Origin of the sequence: Aromatoleum tolulyticum, assembly GCF_900156155.1 — a bacterium.
Taxonomy (GTDB): Bacteria; Pseudomonadota; Gammaproteobacteria; order Burkholderiales; family Rhodocyclaceae; genus Aromatoleum; species Aromatoleum tolulyticum.
In genome coordinates, this window is the sequence record NZ_FTMD01000004.1 from 113,344 (window position 1) to 129,550 (window position 16,207).

Genomic DNA, 16,207 nt, shown 5'->3' on the forward strand with positions numbered 1-16,207 from the left:
GCAGGCGCCGAGCGGGTTTTCCCCGCGAGCGCCCCACCGGAGCGGAGCGACAACGCCCCCGCCTGCGGGGCGCTGCCCGACGGCGTCCCCCGGGAACGGGTGCGCGCGCCCTTCAGCCGCGGGCGTCCCCCCAGCGCAGCTCCGTGCGGTCGTCGCCGACGTAGAGCGTGTCGCCGGAACGGTCGACGCAGTATTGCGGCGAGAGGATCTTCTCGCTGAAGCGTTGCCCCTCGCCGACCCGCGTGTATTCGAACAGGATGCTGCGCTCGACCCGTGCCCCGGCGCGCAGATGGCTGCCGTGGCCGATCCAGGTCGGGCCGATGACCGATACGCCCGGGTCGATGCGTACGCCGGAGCCGATATAGACGGGGCCGACGATCTGCACGCTGTCCCACTCGATCGAGGTGTTGAGGCCCACCCACACGCCGGGACGGACCTCGGTGCCGGGCATGTCCATCTGCGCGATCTCGCCGCGCAGCACGCGCTGCAACACGGCCCAGTAGTCGGTGAGGCGGCCGATGTCGATCCAGTTGAAGAAGCGGGTCTGGGCGTAGAAGGGACGCTCCTCGGCGACGAGCAGCGGAAAGAGCTCGCTGCCGATGTCGAACTCGCGCCCGGGCGGGATCAGGTCGATGACTTCCGGCTCGAAAATGTAGATGCCGGTGCTCGCGAGCGTGGATATGGATACCGCGGGCTTGGGTTTTTCCTGGAAGGACTTCACGCGGCCGTCGGCATCGGTGACGACGACGCCGTAGTTCTGAACCTGCTCGCGCGGCACTTCGAGCGTGACGACGCTCGCGAGCGCCTTCTTGTGGCGGTGCTCGTCGAGCGCGGCGCGGATGTCGAGGTCGATCAGCGCGTCGCCGCAGATCACCAGCGTGGTCTCGTCGAAGAAGCCGCCGAAGTCCTGGATGCGGCGCATGCCGCCGGCCGAGCCGAGCGCCTTGGGGACGATCTCGCCGTGGTCGCGCACGCCTTCGTAGGAGTAACCGATCTCGACGCCCCAGCGGTGGCCGTCGCGGAAGTAGTCCTCGATCTTGTGATGGTTGAAGGCGACGTTGATCATGATCTCGTTCACGCCGAAGCGCGCGAGATGTTCGATCAGGTATTCCAGCACCGGTCTGCCGAGGATCGGCACCATCGGTTTGGGCACGTTCTTTGTCAGCGGACGTACCCGCGTGCCCTGCCCCGCGGCCAGAATCATTGCTTTCGCCATAGCGACACCTCTCTCATGGATGAAAAGGGGCCCCCGCCGCGCGGCGCACGGCCGCGCGGTGGCGGGGATTGATACGGGAACGGCTCAGGCGCGCCCGATGCCGAAGTACTCGATGCCTTCGTCGCGCATGCGCGCCGGCTCATACATGTTGCGACCGTCGAAGATCACCGGCTGGCGCAGGCGGCTGCGGATCGCTGCGAAGTCGGGGCTGCGGAATTCCTTCCATTCGGTGACGATCACCAGCGCGTCGGCGCCTTCGAGCGCGCTCTTCGGCCGGCCGGCGTAGGCGAGGCGCGGCTCGTCGCCGAAGATCCTTTCGGCTTCGCGCATCGCCACGGGGTCGTAGGCGGTGACGCGCGCGCCGCGGCGGAAGAGTTCCTCGATCAGCACGCGGCTGGGGGCGTCGCGCATGTCGTCGGTGTCGGGCTTGAACGCGAGGCCCCACAGCGCGAAGCGGCGGCCGGAGAGGTCCTCGCCGAAGCGGCGCACGATCTTGTCGACCAGCACGTGCTTCTGCGCGTCGTTGGCGGCCTCGACGGCCGACAGGACCTTGAGCGCCATGTCGTGCTCGGATGCGGTGCGGATCAGTGCCTTGACGTCCTTGGGGAAGCACGAGCCGCCGTAGCCGCAACCGGCGTACAGGAAGTGCCAGCCGATGCGCGGGTCGGAGCCGATGCCCTGGCGCACGAGCTCGATGTCGGCGCCGAGCGTCTCGGCGAGGTTCGCCAGTTCGTTCATGAAGCTGATGCGCGTCGCGAGCATCGCGTTGGCGGCGTACTTGGTCAGTTCGGCCGAGCGTACGTCCATGATCACGAGCTTCTCGTGCTGGCGCTGGAACGGCGCGTAGAGCCGGCGCATCAGCCCGATCGCGCGCTCGTCGTCGGCGCCGACGACGACGCGGTCGGGGCGCATGAAGTCGTCCACCGCGGCGCCTTCCTTGAGGAACTCGGGGTTGGAGACGACCGAGAACGGCAGTTCGACGCCGCGCGCGGCGAGTTCGCCGGCGATCGCGGCGCGCACCTTGTCGCCGGTGCCGACCGGGACCGTGGACTTGTCGACGATCACGCGATAGCCGTCCATGTGGCGGCCGATGGTGCGTGCGGCGGCGAGCACGTACTGCAGGTCGGCCGAGCCGTCCTCGTCGGGCGGGGTGCCGACGGCGATGAACTGGATCTCTCCGTGGCGCGCGGCGCGCTCGGCGTCGGTGGTGAAGGCGAGGCGCCCGGCCTCGACGTTGCGCCGCACGATCTCGAGCAAACCGGGTTCGTGGATCGGAATGCCGCCCTGCTCGAGGATGCGGATCTTGGCGGCGTCGACGTCCAGGCACAGCACTTCGTTGCCCACGTCGGCGAGGCAGGCGCCGGAGACGAGGCCGACGTAGCCGGTGCCGATGACGGTCAGTTTCATTGGGGCTCTCCCCTCTCTATCGATTTGATTGTTTGGATGGTCGTGCGATGGGCGGGGTTCAACGCCACAGGTCCCACGGGAAGGCGTCGAGCAGCGGCCGCGCATTGAAATCGAATGCCGGCATGCCGCCCATCTCCAGCGCCTGCGGGATGGAGGTCGCGTATTCGAAGTCGGTGCGCCCGGTGCCGTAGTAGTAGTCGCGGTACTTGAACAGGTTCTCGGTTTCGCTGAGTCGGACATAGCGCGCCGGGAGGCCGAAGGCCTCGGCGATGACGAGGCCGTGCAGCGAACTGGCGAGCACCAGGCGCGCCTTGAGGATCTCGGCGACCACGGTGTTCCAGCCGGCGAGCGGCGACACGACGTCGGATTTGCCGGCGACGAGCCTGAGGTCGTGCAGGTTGGGGACGAAGACGTGCGCCTTCTCGGCGGTCGGGCGGAAGCGCCCGCCGAAGAGGTGCGGCACGAGCAGGGCCGGGTCGCCATACACCATCGGGACGCGGTGCCCGCGGCTGCGCAGGAACTCCTCGGTGAGCGGGCCGCGTACCGCGCGGATGTCGAGCCGCTGCGCGGTGAAGGCGGACTCGGGCACCTTGCCGTTGACGCCCGATCCCCATACGACGTCGTCGTGCGCCGCGAAATGCAGGATGGAGCCGATCGCGAGCAGGCGTGCGGACTGCTCGACCTGGTCGTCGAGCGTCAGGCCGCGCAGGCCGAGCACCCGCGCGACGACGACGTGCGACAAGTGGTCGCCGAAATTCACGCTGCCATTCGCGGGCCGCCAGTGGAACAGCGAGACGTGGCGGTACGGAAGCGGCGCGGCGATGGGGGGCTGCGGCCTGGGAGCAGCTTCGAAGAGGGTTCTGATTCGCTTGAGCATCGTTTCGGTCGAGTGGATTCAAGTCCGGGGAAAAGGGAAGCGCATGAGCGAAGCTCAACCCGCGCGCAGCAGGCTGCGGCTGCGCAGGATGTCCATGAGGCTGCGGCGGAAGGCCGGCCACAGCGCGGCCAGCAGCAGGAAGGCGGCGAGCATTGCCGCGGTGCCGAGCGCAAGGCGCGCGACGAGCGAGTTCCCCCATTGCAGCGCTGCCGCAGCGGAGGCCAGGCCGCACAGGCCGTAGGCGAACATCACGCGCAGGCCGTTGCGCCCCATCGCGCCGACCGGCGCGCCCGAATCGCGCAACCAGGCGAGGCCGCCGAGCCACCCGAGCGCGACGCCGGACGCATAGGCGGTCGCGACGCCCTGCGTGCCCCACTGCGCGCCGAAGACGATGGCGGCGATCAGCACCCCGCGCGAGACGAGCGTGAAGCGCAGGTTCGAAGCGGTGAGCCCCTTCGACAGGAAGACCCAGTAGCTCGCCTGCGACGCGACCTGGAAGGCGCCGCCCACTGCGAGGATCTGGAAGATCGGTACGGCGGGCGCCCACTGCGGGCCGAGCACGAGCACGATCAGGGGCTCGGCCTGGGCACAGGCGAAGGCGAAGATCGCGACCGTGACGTGCAGCATCACGGACTGCCCGTGCAGCAGGAAGCGGCCGTAGCGCGCGGGGTCGTCGTTCAGACGCGACAGCACCGGCAGCGCGATCGCGGTCGCGGGGGCGTTGATCTGGTTGAGCGGCAGCATCAGCAGCTGGCAGGCGCGGTTGTACAGGCCCAGCAACTCGGCACCGAAGCGCTGGCCGATGATCAGCGCGTCGATGTTGCGGCTGAGGTAGACGACCAGCTGCGTGCTCATCAGGTTGCCACCATAGCGCAGGAAGTGGCCCATGGCGGCGTCGCGTCGCGGCAGCCCCGGCCGCCAGCCGGTCGTCGCGACGAGCACGAGCAGCGTCGCGAAGCCTTGGGCGAGCTGCTGGGCGACGAGCGCCCAGTGGCCGTGACCGCGCAGCGCGAGGATCACGCCGGCGGCCAGCCCGATCGCCTGCCCGCCCACGTCGGCGACGGCGAGCCAGCCGAAGCGCATGTCGCGGTTGAGCTGGGCGCGATATTGCGTCGCCAGCCCGTTGATGAGGAAGGTCGGCGCGAGCGCCTGCGCGATCGGCTGCAGCGCCGGCTGCGCGTAGAACGCGGCGATGGCCGGTGCGGCGGCGAACACGGCGAGCGCGAGGAGCAGGCCGATGCCGGCATTGATCCAGAAGAGATTGCTGCGCTGCCGCGGCGACACCTCGCGCGCCTGCACCGCCGCCGACGAGAGGCCGAAATCGCGCAGCACTTCGCCCACGCCGACGATCGCGGCGACCATCGCGAGCAGGCCGTAGTCGCCCGGCGACAGCAGACGCGCGAGCACGATGATGCCGCCGAACTGCAGCAGGATCTTGCACGCCTGCCCGCCCATGGTGAGGAGCGCACCGCGCGCGGCGACCTGCCCCAGGCGCGGCGCGACAGCGGCCGATGCGGGCGCCGCCACGGAAACGTTGTCGGCGCTCATTCAGGCCTCGACCGCCTCGCCGCGGATGGCGGCGAGGTAGGCGCGGTAGTGGCGGTCGCCGGCGTCGGCCCACTCACGCCGGGAAAAGTCGGGCATCTGGGTGCGCGGCACGTTCCTGACCTGCCACAACGCACCGAGCAGGACGTCGCCGTCGAGCTCGCCGTCGTACATGTACACCCAGCCTGGGCCGACCTCCTCCGCAAGCGCCTCGTTGGCCTCGTTGCGCGGCACCAGCACCGGGCGGTTGAGCGACAGCGCGAGCAGCAGCGAACCCGAGTTGAGCATGCGGCGGAAGGGCAGCACGACGAGTTCGGCCTGGCCGATCTCGGCCGCGAGCGTGGCGTCGTCCACGTAGCTCAGCAAGGCGCCGACGCGCGGGTCGGCATTGCAGGCGTCGATGATGCGGCGACGCAGGTCCTCGGTCGAGGCATGGCCGACGATGCGCAGTGCGGCTTCGGGCGCGAGCTCGGGGTCGAGGCCGAGGAAGCCGTCGAGCAGGGCCTCGACGCCCTTGTAGGGCCGGATCAGGCCGAAGTACAGCAGGCGGCCCGGCACGCTGTCGGGAACGGCGAAGCGCGCGAACCAGTCGCGATAATGGCCGTGCAGGATGGTCGCAGTCTGCGGCGGGCGTTCGGCGCTCACGGGGTTGAGGCGGATCCACATGCGCGTGCGCCGGTCGAGGAGCTCCAGCAGGAAGCGCTCGACGCGGCTCGCGCCCTCGTGCGGCTCGAGGTTGTGCAGCGTGCGCACGACCGGGCGTCGCAACAGGGCGATGCGCGCGATCAGCGCGAGGAACAGCGCGTACTGCAGCCCCCGGCTGCGCTCGGGCGCGCGCAGCAGGAACTCCGGCCAATGGACGTGCAGCACGTCGTAACGGCCGAACAGCGCGGTGCGCCACGAAAACCAGGAGACATCGGCGTAGGGCGACACCGCCGCGACGACCTGCTTCACGTAGGGGTTGTCGTCGGTCTGCAGCCGCAGCGACTGCAGCACGCGGAGCGGCGGTTGTGCGTTGTCGATGGCAAGGCTGGCTCTCATTGACGTCTCCGGATAGGGTCGGCTCGGCCCGGCGGCCGGGCTCAGAACTGGAAGTAGATGAACGCGGCCCCGCCGGAGGAGAAGGCCAGCAGGATGAGCGCGAGGCCGGCGAGCGCCCCGCCCTGCAGCACCACCGGCGCGCGCAGGTAGCCGCGCGCGGCGTGCTCGAAGAGACGCGGCGACAGGTAGTGCAGCAGCACCGCGGCGAGCAGGGTCGCGAGTCCGACGGCGGTGAACGGCGCCGCCGCAGGCGCAGCGGCCACCGGCTGCAGCATCGCCGCGACATAGGCGGCGGCGCTGGCGAGGTCCGGCGCGCGGAACAGGATCCGCGACAGCGCGACGATCTGGAAGGTCAGCACGATCGCGACGAGGCGCGGCGCGAGACCCTGCGGCTCGGCGGGCAGTCCGCGCGCCTCGCGCCGGCCGCGGCGCCAGCGCTCGAAGCACACGCAGCTGCCGTGGATCAGGCCGTACAGCACGAAATTCCAGCCCGCGCCGTGCCAGCAGCCGATCGCGACGAAGGTGATGTAGAGGTTCGCATACACGTTGCCATGCTTCGAGCCGCCGATACCGAAGTACAGGTAGTCGCGGAAGAAGCCCGACATCGAGGTGTGCCAGCGCTGCCAGAAGTTCGACACGCTGGTCGCCCGGTAGGGGCGGTCGAAGTTCGTCGGCAGCTCGAAGCCGAGGAGCTTGGCGACGCCGCGCGCGATGTCGGTATAGCCGGAGAGGTCCATGTAGAGCTGGAAGCTGAAGGCATACACGGCGACCAGCAGGAACAGCGGCGAGTAGTCCGCCGGCGACGCGAAGGCGGGATTCACCAGATGCACGGCGAGCACGTCGGCGAAGGCCATCTTCTTCACGAAACCGCGCAGGATCAGCACCAGCCCCTCCTCCATGCGCTCGCGGCTGTCCGGCAGCGGCTGCTCGAGCTGGGGCAGGAACTGGCGCGCACGCGTGATCGGGCCGGACAGCACCGTCGGGAAGAAGGCGACGAAGAGCGCGAAGTCGCGGAAGCTGTCGGTCGGGCGCTCGCGGCCGCGGAAGATGTCCAGCGTGTAGGAGAGGCTCTGGAAGGTGAAGAAGGAGATCCCGACCGGCAGCAGCAGCTGCAGCACGGGCAGATCCGCCGCGAAGCCGAAGGACGCGGCGAGGCGCGCGGCGCTGTCGATGAAGAAGTTCGCGTACTTGAAGCAGGCCAGCACCCCGAGCGAGACGCCGAGCGAGACCGCGAGCCACAACTTCCTGCCGCGTGCGTCGGCGCTGTCGTGGATCCTGCGCCCGGCGACGAAGTTCACCGCGCTCATCAGCAGCAGCAGGCCGGCATAGCGCCAGTCCCAGCACATGTAGAAGTAGTAGCTGGCGGCGAGCAGGACGTTCTTGCGCGCGTCGGGGCGATGGAGGAAGTGCCGGTTCAGCGCGAACACGGCACACAGGAACAACAGGAAATGCAGGGACTGGAAGGACATCGCGGGAATCAGGCGCCGGGCAGGCCGCGGCTCACGAGGAAGGCGAAGATCGCGTCCGCCGCGAGCCGCTCGCCTGCGGAGGTGAAGTGGCTGGCGTCGGCGAAGTAGCGGCGTCCGCCCGGGATGCGCTCGTGCAGTGGCAGCACCGGCACGCCGAGGCGGCGGCCGGCATCGAGGATCTCGGCGTTGTGCCGATCGTAAAGCGCGTTGAGGCCGGGCAGGTCGAAACACGGGTTGAAGTAGCGCGCCTGCTCGGACAGGCGCATCTGCTCCTCCTCCGGCTGCTCGGGGCGATAGGCGCGCGCGTTGGTCGCGAGCAGCAGCGGGACACCGGCCTCGCGCGCCACCGCGACCAGGCTTTCGAGCCGCGCACGATAGGGGGCGACGTCGACCGCCTGCGGGTCGAGCAGGGTCTTGCGGCCCGGCAGGCCCGCGCGCAGGAACACGGTGTGGCGCCGCACGGCATCGACGGTGAGCAGCCAGCCGGGCAGGCTCAGCAGCGGCAGCCCCTGGCGCCGGGCGGCCGGCGCGGACGCCCCGTCACGGCAATAGTCGGCGAAGTCGTTGAAGCCGGGATAGACGATGACGAGATCCGGTTTCAGCGGCAGCACGATGTCCGCGAGCATGCGCCGCTGGTCGGCGAGGCGGTAGCCCGAGATGCCGGCATTCACGACCTCGACCTTGCGCTGCGGGTAGCGCGCTCGGAGGCGCTCGCCGAGCAGCGCGGGAAAGGTCGCCTCGTTGCGCTGCGCGAGTTCGCCCATGACCGTCGAGGCGCCGATCACGGCGACGCGCAGGCTGCCCGGCTCGCGCTGCGGCAAGACCTCGGGGCTGCGCAGCCCCAGGCTGTTGGTGCGGATCTCGACGTCCTTGCCGGGGAACACGCGGTTGGGGCGCAACAGCTTGAGCCCGGTGCGTTCGTCCTCGACGTAGCGCGTCTCGCCGCGCAGGGCGTTGAACACGCTCTGCCCGAAGCGCAGCTGCGAACGCACCTGCAGCGCGGTTTCGAGGACGATGAAGGTCAGCGCTGCGCACAGGACGACCGCCCAGACGCGCCGCCCGGGTCCGGCGGTGCGACTCATCGCGCCCAGGCCGCACGGCAGCGCCACGCCCTCAGCATGAACAGCGGGTTGCCGATGACGTAACGATGGAACAGGCGGCGCGGCTCGAGCAGCAGGCGATACGCCCATTCGATGCCCAGGCGCCGCACCCAGCGCGGGGCGCGCTGGACCTTGCCGCCGAGGAAGTCGATGACCGCGCCGCCGCACACGATCAGCGGCGCTCCCGTCGCGGTCGCGCGCACGAGGCGGGCGACGCGCTCCTGCTTGGGCATGCCCATGCCGAGCACGATCAGCTCGGGTCGGGTACGCCGCACCTCGTCGCAGTAGTGCGCGGGCGGATGGAACCCGTTCTCGCACGACACCACCTCGACTCCGAACTCGGCCCGGCAACGCTCGGCCGCGGCCGCGAGCCAGGGCTCGCGCGTGCCCCACAGCGCGACGCGCCGGCCGCGATAGGCTTCGAGCAGGCGCGGGATGAAATCGGTGCCGTTCATGTCGAGACCGGGCTCCCCGCCCAGCATGCGGAACAGCATCGCCATGCCCGAACCGTCGCGCAGCAGCACATCGGCGTCGCACAAGGCCTTGTAGAAGTCGAAATCGCCGACGGCGGAGTTCATGGCGTGGGCATTGACGAAGGCGAGCATGCGCGGCTGACGGCCGTCGACCAGCTCGTCGGCGAGCAATGCCGCTTCGTCTTGCGAGGGAATGGTGCGGAGATGGCGCAGGACCTGGGTCCAGCGCGCCTGCACGATGGTTGGCGGATTCATGATGCATCCCTGCGAGAGCGCACCCAGTCGACCTGGCGGCGGACGAGGAAGCGCAGGTAAAGCGGGATCTTCGACAGCGCATACAGCGGTGCGCGGGCAAGATCCGCGAAGGAAACGATGTGGCGACCGCAGCCGAGCCAGCCGAGCAGCACGGCCATGCCGAGCAGCGCCCCGGCCCCCGCGGCCAGCGCGAAGGGCAGCACGCCCCCCCCCGCAAGCGCCAGCACGCCGGCCGCCGCCAGCACCGCGAACACGGCGAGCGTCAGCAGGGCCAGCGGCGGCACGCACAGGTCGAGCACCAGCGCCGTCAGGCGCAGGTCGCGGCGGGCGAGCGCCGCCAGCAGCAGGCGCGGGGCCTCGCCGGCGATGACCGCGAGGTGGCCGTGCTCCCAGCGCGTGCGCTGCGAGCGCGCACCCTCGGCCGAGCGCGGGAACTCGCTAAACACCCGCGCGTCGGGGCAGAACAGCGGGGCATGCCCTGCCCGCGTGAGATCCAGCCCCAGCTTGAGGTCCTCGACGATATGGCCGCTGGCAAGCTCGGCGTCGCGCAGCGTCCCCCACGGGAAGACCATGCCGGAGCCCATCAGCTGGCACGGCAGCCCCAGCCGCGCATAGCCGAGCGGACGCATGCGGTTCTTGATCGCCCAGGCGAACTCGGCGATGCGCGTCTTGAGTCCGGCGCCGGCGGGCGCATGCATCAGGTACAAGGCCTGCACGGGGCGCCCGGTCGCGGCACAGGTCCGCGCGAGGCAGTCGAGCGCTCCCTCGCCGAGACGGCAGTCGGCATCGACGATCGCGACGGCCTGCGGCGGCGCGGCCTCGAGGTGGCGCAGGCCGAAATCGAGCGCATAGCCCTTGCCGCGGCGCAGCGGCTCGTCGCGCACGATCACTTCGGCACCCGCCGCGCGTGCACGCCCGGCGGTGTCGTCGCTGCAGTTGTCGGCGACGACGACGATCCGATCACCGTCGCGCAGCTGCGCGCGGATGCCGCCGACGGCCGCGGCGATGCCGGGCGCCTCGTCGTGCGCCGGAACCAGCACGGCGAGGCGCGGACGTGGCGTGACCCTGACCGGCCGCGGCCGGCGCGGCGCCAGCGCAACGAGGACCTGCAGCAGCAGCAGGCCGACGGGCATGAGCAGGAACGCGGCGAGGGCCGCGAGCAACACGTTCAGGGCGCTCACGCACACGCCTCCTCGAAGTAGCGGGCCAGCTTCGCCGCCTCGCAGTCCACGTCGTGGCGTTCGAGTACGCGCCTGCGACCGGCCTCGCCCATGCGTTGGAGTTCCGCCGGCGGGGTGGCCAGCACCGTCTCGAGCACGGCCGCGAGCGTATCGACCGAGCCGGCGGGAAACAGCCAGCCGTTCTCGTGCGGGCGCACGAGTTCCGGGATGCCGGCGACGTAGGTGGTCGCGACCGGCCGGCGCAAGGCGAGCGCCTCCATGATCACGACCGGCAGGCCTTCGGCGAAACTCGGCAGCACCAGTGCGCGCGCCGCGAGGATCTCGTCGCGTACCCGGCCGCTGTCGATCCAGCCCGTGATGCGTACCTGCCCCTGCAGGCCGCACCGGGCGATGAGGGCCTCGATCTCGCCGCGCAGCTCGCCGTCGCCGGCGAGCACCATCTCGAAGGCGATGCCCTTCGCCGCCAGCTGCGCAAGCGCCTCGACCAGCAGCAGCTGGCCCTTCTGCTCGCACAGGCGCCCGACGCACACCAGCCGCGGCGCGGCCGGCGCGGGGGCCGGCGGCACGTCATGGAATGAAGGCTCGAGCCCGCAATGCACGACCTTGACGCGATTCCAGTCGCGATGCGCGGCCCAGCGGAACAGCTGGCTGCGACCGAAGGAGCTGATCGCGACGACGAAGGCCGAGCGCCGGATCTTCTCCCCGGTGCCGAGGAACCCCGGCTTGTCGAACTCTTCCGGACCGTGCACGGTGAAGCTGAACGGCAGGCCCGCGAGCGCCTCGATCAGCATCGCGACCTCGGCCGGATTGGTGCCGAAATGCGCGTGCACGTGGCGCGCGTCGAACTCGCGCAGGGCGGGCAGCGCCCGGCAGGCCTCGGCGAGATAGATCAGGTGATAGGGCCACGCGCGGTCCGCGCGCCGCCCCATGCGCAGCGCGAGGCGCAACGCGGCAAGGAAGCGGCCCGGCGTGCGCGTGGCGACCCGCAGGACGGCCTTCGCCAGCGCGCCCATCCCGTCCTTGAGCAGATAGGTCGTGCGCGCCTGCTCGCTGCGGTCTTCCGCATCCGCGAGCTCGGCATCCCAGCCGCGCACCGCGATGCGCAGCACGTCGAAGCCCTGCCGTTCGAGCGCGAGGATCTCGCGCCGGATGAAGCTGTGGCTGACCTTCGGGTACTGGTTGATCAGGTAGGCGATCCTCAACGTTCGCCCTCCACGACGAGCTCCACGTCTGCCACGTGTTCTGCCTCCTGCTGCGCCTCCTGTTGCGCGACTGGGCACGGCGCCGCGCGTGTCGCCACGATGCGCGCCGGTGCGCCGACCGCGGTCGCGCCGTCGGGCAGGTCGCACAGCACCACCGCCAGCGCGCCGATGCGGCAGCCCTTGCCGATGCGCACGCCGCCCAGCACCTGCGCGTACGCACCGAACTCGACGTCGTCGCCGATCACCGGCGCGGGGCCACCCTCGTGGCGATTGCCGATCGTCACGCCCTGGCGCAGCGTGCAGTTGCGCCCGATGACCGCGCCCGGATGCACGAACACGCCGCCGAAATGCCAGATCCGCAGGCCGCCGCCGATGTGCGCGGCCTTGGGCAGGCTCACGCCGACCACGGTCTCGACCAGCCGGAACGCCAGCCAGTAGCCGGCCGTCAGCAGCTGCTTGGCGACACCCTCGCGCCGCGCGTCGACGCGCCGGCCGAAGCGATACACCGCGACCGCCCAGATCGACTGCTCCTTCAGGAAGGGGCGGCGCAGGCCGTAACGGCGCAGGTCCGCGGCCCACTCGGGATCACGCCGCATGCGCACCTCGCCCGGCCTGGATGCCCCTCGCCGGCGCGCTCATCCGCCGGTCCTCAGCAGCTCGCCGCGCACCGTCGAACCGCCGCCGGCGCCGCCGATCGCCGTCACCACGGGCGTCACGCTGCCGGCGGGCCAGACGAAGTCGGCCACCTCGTCGTTGTTGAGTTCCTTGCTGTCGAACAGCGTCGCGCCACTCGCCTTGTCGCGCAGCTGCAGGCGCAGGCGCGCCCCGCCGGTCGCGATCGCGCGCAGGCGATAGGCCTGGCCCGCGACCGGAATCGCCCACGCGACCGGTTGCAGGCTGCGCCCGCTGCTGTTCACCATCACCGTGGACGCCGCGGCGGGCGGGAACACCACCGCCTGCTCCCAGGTCTCGAAATTGCCCGACACCGTGCCGCTCTGGCGGTACCAGGGACCGCGCATCGACAGCAGGTTGAGGTTCTGCTCGGGCTCGACCGCGCGATCGCTGCCATCGACCCAGCCATCGACCGCGACGACCTGCCGCAGCCCCTGGCGGATGCGCTCGAGGTCGGCCGCGGCCACCGTGTTCCAGCCGCCGCGGTGCAGGTTGAAGCCCGAACCGTTCTCGACGTAGATCACGTAGGGCGTGCCGCGATTGCGGTCCACGACGTAGGCGCCATAGGTCTTCAGCGTCTCGGCGACCTTGCGCACCGCCGCCGTCTGGATGCTTTCGACCTTGAACTCGGGCGGCAGCATCACCAGCGCGCCTTCGGGGATCTTGCCGGTGTTGGTGGTCGCCGCGTCGCGGTCGGCGGAGGTCGCCGGAAAAACGTAGGTCGGGTTCGCCGACAGCGCGTTGTAGGTGAGCGACATCGCCAGCGCGTGGCGGTACAGCGGCCGCCCGTCGTCGATCTCGTGCTTGCGCATCAGGCCGCCGGAGGTCGGCACCGCCGCGGCCCGCGCCCCCTGGAAGTAATGGGCGGGATCGCCCCAACCGCGGCCGTCGAGCCGCGTCCATGCATACTGCGCGGCCATCCACTGCCCTTCGGACTGGCGCAGCTTGTAGAAGGAATGGACGATGCCGGCGAGCGGATCGACGATGTCCGCATGGCCGTCCGCGGCGCTCGCCGGGATCACGCCGGCAGGCCAGCGCGGGATGTCGACCGTGCGATAGACGCCCGCATCCGGATCCCACACCCCCTTGCTGTTCGGCAGGCCGACCACGGTCACCGGCGCGTCGCCGCTGCCGGCGAGGAAGACGCCGGTGGACCACGCCCCTTCGGCGATCGACGGGTAGTAGTCGGACTTCGGAATCACGAAATCGCCGAACTTCGGCCCCACGGGCCGGCTGTTCCACGGCGAGGTCGCCGCGAACGGGGTCTCGTAGCTGCCCCACGCGGAACCGTTGACTTGTGCCGCCGCAGGGCCGCCGGCGACGGCCAGCGCGGCCCCGCAGGCGATCAGCCACGACGTGCGAAGGCCGCGCGCGGCCGCCGGGTTGCGGATGTTGTCGGTCATGCTGTGACTCCATTGGTTCGCATCGCGCCCCCGTCCGGCGCCGTGCGGCGCAGCGCCACCGCGCAGGCGGCCCCGAGCACGAACCACACGTACCAGTTGAAGGCGAGGTAGGCGAGGACGTTGTCCGACGCGGAGATGATCAGGTACTCGACGACCAGCGCGATCGCGACGAAGGCGCCCAGCCGGTCCGCGGCGACCATGCGCCGCAGCGTCGCGAACAGGCGCACGAACAGCCACGCGAAAGCCGCGAGGCCGAGCGCGCCCAGTTCGAACAGGATCTGCACGTAGATGTTGTGCGCGCCGAAGTTCACGCCGCCCGAATAGGGGAAGAAGGTCGGGGCGAAGTACTTGAAGGCGCCCAGACCGTAGCCCAGCGGCAGGTTCTCCGCGCGGATCCAGCGCAGGCCGTATTCCCAGATCTGCAGTCGCCACGCGAAGGAATTGAGCTTCGCGTACTGCACCATCTCGTTGCCGCTGCCCAGCTCGAGCACGCGCTCGCGCACGCCCGGCACCAGCAGCGCGAGCGCCGGCGCGAGCAGCAGGTAGACCAGATAGCGGCGCTCGAACATCAGCGCGTACAGCGCGAAGATCGCGAAGCAGGCCACCCAGGCGCTGCGCGTCTGCGTCAGCAGCAGCAGCCCCAGCAGAAGCGGCACGTAGGCCGTCAGCAGCGCCCGGCGCAGCGGCGACAGCGCCACCATCGGGCTCTTCAGCGCGTACAGCGACAGCGACAGCACCAGCGTCAGGTAGAACGCGAAGATGTTCGGATGGCTGAAGGTGCTCTTCAGGCGGAACGCCTGCAGCCCGCCGCCGAGCCCGTGCGCGGCGAGTTCCGTCAGCCCGTAGGCGGCCGGCAGCAGCGACGAGAGCAGCACCAGCTTCACGCACACCTTGAAGTCGCCCTCGTCCTTCACGAAATGGAAGGCACTGACGAACACCGCGAAGTAGGACAGCAGCCCGAGGTAGCCGCGCGCCGCGTCGCCGACGTCCGGCGCCATGCCCACGCCGATCGCCGCCACGACCAGGAATGCCGCCCAGGCCGAGGCGATGCCGCGGGGAAACCGCGCCGGCCGCGCCGCCACCAGCAACACCGCGATCAGGATCACGAAGGCGTTCACCAGTCCGCCGAAGCCGATCGCAAGGCTCCCCAGGGACACGCGCGTGCTCTCGAACACCAGGTCGCCCGCGGCGCGGAACAGCAGCACCAGCGCGAGCAGCATGAGCCGGTCGTACAGGAACAGGATCGCGAGCACCAGCAGCGCCGGCAAGGCCAGCAGCCGCACATAGCTCTCCGCCATCGCATCCGCATAGAGCGGCAGCGCGAGCCCGACCGCCAGCGCCAGGATCAGCGCGGCGCCGGTCAGCGCGGCAGGATGGGGCGATTGCAGCGCGTCGCCCACGTCAGTACCCGAACTGCCCCGTCATGCGGCGCTTGGCCGCACGCGCCATGGCGATGGCGCACAGGACGACCCCGCCCGGACGGCGCGTCGTCGCGACGATGCGCCGTCCGAGCCGCAATACGTCGGCGAACGACCCGGCCCCGGCGAACACGTCGAGGAAGCCCTTCAGCGCCTGCGCCGCCTTGTCGCGCGGCAGCCGCGCGTACTCGTCGGCGAACTTCTCGAGCATGCGCCGGTGCCCCTGGATCAGCGACGCCGGGTTCGACGAGATGCGATGCCGGTCGGCACCGTTGTGGAAATACGAGACGAGGTAGTCCTCGACGCAGCAGATCTTGGTCACGCGGCTCAGGCGGATCGACAGGTCCCAGTCCTGGCAGCTCCTGAGGCTCTCGTCGAGGCCGCCGACGTGCTCGAACACGTCGCGCCGCACGACGATGCTGGAGAAGGTGCCGACGTAGTTCGCCACCAGCAGCGCATCCGCGACGCTGCCGTCGAGGCTGTGGTCCGAGCGCGACACCTCGCGTCCGTCCTTGTCGCGGCCGATGAACCAGGTGTAGGCGACGCCATACTCCGGCCCGCGCTCGCCGAGCAGGGCGATCTGCCGCTCGAGCTTGCGCGGCGACCAGCTGTCGTCGCTGTCGAGGAAGGCGATGAAGTCCCCGCGTGCCGCCCGCACGCCGGTGTTGCGCGCCGCGGCGCCGCCGCGGTTCGTCGCATGCGCGACATAACGTACGCGCGGATCGGCGATCGCCGCGACGCGCGCACGCGTGTCGTCGGTCGACGCATCGTCCACGACCACAAGCTCGAAATCCTCCAGCGTCTGCGCGAGCACGCTGGCGATGCACGCCCCGATCGCATGCCCGCGGTTGTAGGACGGAATCACCACGCTCACCAGCGGCGCGGGCGGCCGGCGCAACACCTCCCGGGCCGCGGCGATTTCAGGGTCGTCGATCAGTCTGCTCATGC

14 protein-coding genes are annotated in these 16,207 nt (G+C 70.5%); all 14 read right to left on the reverse strand.

The window, feature by feature from the left end:
• Window positions 1-112: 112 nt before the first annotated feature.
• Window positions 113-1,204, reverse strand: a complete 1,092-nt coding sequence (locus BW991_RS07495) for a nucleotidyltransferase family protein (RefSeq protein ID WP_244551637.1) — start codon at window positions 1,202-1,204, stop codon at window positions 113-115.
• Window positions 1,205-1,300: 96 nt separating this feature from the next.
• A complete protein-coding gene (locus BW991_RS07500) occupies window positions 1,301-2,623 on the reverse strand; it encodes a UDP-glucose dehydrogenase family protein (RefSeq protein ID WP_076601476.1) in 1,323 nt (440 codons plus the stop codon).
• Between the two features lie 58 nt (window positions 2,624-2,681).
• Window positions 2,682-3,500 carry a polysaccharide pyruvyl transferase family protein gene (locus BW991_RS07505; protein ID WP_084204996.1) on the reverse strand — a complete coding sequence of 273 codons (819 nt, stop codon included), beginning with the start codon at window positions 3,498-3,500 and terminating at the stop codon, window positions 2,682-2,684.
• Between the two features lie 54 nt (window positions 3,501-3,554).
• Complete coding sequence (locus tag BW991_RS07510) at window positions 3,555-5,048, reverse strand: lipopolysaccharide biosynthesis protein (protein ID WP_076601477.1); 1,494 nt, start codon at window positions 5,046-5,048, stop codon at window positions 3,555-3,557.
• The gene (locus BW991_RS07515; RefSeq protein WP_076601478.1) at window positions 5,049-6,086 is read right to left on the reverse strand and encodes a glycosyltransferase; all 1,038 of its coding nucleotides are present in this window, start codon (window positions 6,084-6,086) and stop codon (window positions 5,049-5,051) included. It abuts the gene before it with no gap.
• 41 nt (window positions 6,087-6,127) lie between these two features.
• Window positions 6,128-7,555, reverse strand: a complete 1,428-nt coding sequence (locus BW991_RS07520) for an MBOAT family O-acyltransferase (RefSeq protein ID WP_076601479.1) — start codon at window positions 7,553-7,555, stop codon at window positions 6,128-6,130.
• Between the two features lie 8 nt (window positions 7,556-7,563).
• A complete protein-coding gene (locus tag BW991_RS07525; RefSeq protein ID WP_170879065.1) occupies window positions 7,564-8,637 on the reverse strand; it encodes an SGNH/GDSL hydrolase family protein in 1,074 nt (357 codons plus the stop codon).
• A complete protein-coding gene (locus BW991_RS07530) occupies window positions 8,634-9,383 on the reverse strand; it encodes a WecB/TagA/CpsF family glycosyltransferase (protein WP_076601481.1) in 750 nt (249 codons plus the stop codon). The genes BW991_RS07525 and BW991_RS07530 overlap by 4 nt, the downstream gene beginning before the upstream one ends.
• Complete coding sequence (locus tag BW991_RS07535) at window positions 9,380-10,564, reverse strand: glycosyltransferase family 2 protein (RefSeq protein ID WP_244551638.1); 1,185 nt, start codon at window positions 10,562-10,564, stop codon at window positions 9,380-9,382. The genes BW991_RS07530 and BW991_RS07535 overlap by 4 nt, the downstream gene beginning before the upstream one ends.
• Window positions 10,561-11,766 carry a glycosyltransferase gene (locus BW991_RS07540; RefSeq protein WP_076601482.1) on the reverse strand — a complete coding sequence of 402 codons (1,206 nt, stop codon included), beginning with the start codon at window positions 11,764-11,766 and terminating at the stop codon, window positions 10,561-10,563. The genes BW991_RS07535 and BW991_RS07540 overlap by 4 nt, the downstream gene beginning before the upstream one ends.
• A complete protein-coding gene (locus BW991_RS07545) occupies window positions 11,763-12,362 on the reverse strand; it encodes a serine acetyltransferase (RefSeq protein WP_076601483.1) in 600 nt (199 codons plus the stop codon). The genes BW991_RS07540 and BW991_RS07545 overlap by 4 nt, the downstream gene beginning before the upstream one ends.
• A 39-nt stretch (window positions 12,363-12,401) precedes the next feature.
• On the reverse strand, window positions 12,402-13,841 hold the full coding sequence (locus BW991_RS07550; RefSeq protein ID WP_084204998.1) for an Atrophin-1 multi-domain protein: 1,440 nt from the start codon (window positions 13,839-13,841) through the stop codon (window positions 12,402-12,404).
• Complete coding sequence (locus BW991_RS07555; RefSeq protein WP_076601484.1) at window positions 13,838-15,241, reverse strand: O-antigen ligase family protein; 1,404 nt, start codon at window positions 15,239-15,241, stop codon at window positions 13,838-13,840. The genes BW991_RS07550 and BW991_RS07555 overlap by 4 nt, the downstream gene beginning before the upstream one ends.
• Before the next feature lies 1 nt (window position 15,242).
• Window positions 15,243-16,205, reverse strand: coding sequence for a glycosyltransferase family 2 protein (locus BW991_RS07560; RefSeq protein WP_076601485.1), 963 nt, complete (start codon window positions 16,203-16,205; stop codon window positions 15,243-15,245).
• Window positions 16,206-16,207 lie beyond the last annotated feature (2 nt).

Excerpts from the sequence above, each read along its gene's own strand:
- BW991_RS07525 (WP_170879065.1), bottom strand. The coding sequence starts at position 8,637 with ATGAGTCGCACCGCCGGACCCGGGCGGCGCGTCTGGGCGGTCGTCCTG.
- BW991_RS07505 (WP_084204996.1), bottom strand. The coding sequence starts at position 3,500 with ATGCTCAAGCGAATCAGAACCCTCTTCGAAGCTGCTCCCAGGCCGCAG.
- BW991_RS07550 (WP_084204998.1), bottom strand. The coding sequence starts at position 13,841 with ATGACCGACAACATCCGCAACCCGGCGGCCGCGCGCGGCCTTCGCACG.
- BW991_RS07530 (WP_076601481.1), bottom strand. The coding sequence starts at position 9,383 with ATGAATCCGCCAACCATCGTGCAGGCGCGCTGGACCCAGGTCCTGCGC.
- BW991_RS07520 (WP_076601479.1), bottom strand. The coding sequence starts at position 7,555 with ATGTCCTTCCAGTCCCTGCATTTCCTGTTGTTCCTGTGTGCCGTGTTC.
- BW991_RS07510 (WP_076601477.1), bottom strand. The coding sequence starts at position 5,048 with ATGAGCGCCGACAACGTTTCCGTGGCGGCGCCCGCATCGGCCGCTGTC.
- BW991_RS07515 (WP_076601478.1), bottom strand. The coding sequence starts at position 6,086 with ATGAGAGCCAGCCTTGCCATCGACAACGCACAACCGCCGCTCCGCGTG.
- BW991_RS07495 (WP_244551637.1), bottom strand. The coding sequence starts at position 1,204 with ATGATTCTGGCCGCGGGGCAGGGCACGCGGGTACGTCCGCTGACAAAG.
- BW991_RS07500 (WP_076601476.1), bottom strand. The coding sequence starts at position 2,623 with ATGAAACTGACCGTCATCGGCACCGGCTACGTCGGCCTCGTCTCCGGC.
- BW991_RS07560 (WP_076601485.1), bottom strand. The coding sequence starts at position 16,205 with ATGAGCAGACTGATCGACGACCCTGAAATCGCCGCGGCCCGGGAGGTG.
- BW991_RS07545 (WP_076601483.1), bottom strand. The coding sequence starts at position 12,362 with ATGCGGCGTGATCCCGAGTGGGCCGCGGACCTGCGCCGTTACGGCCTG.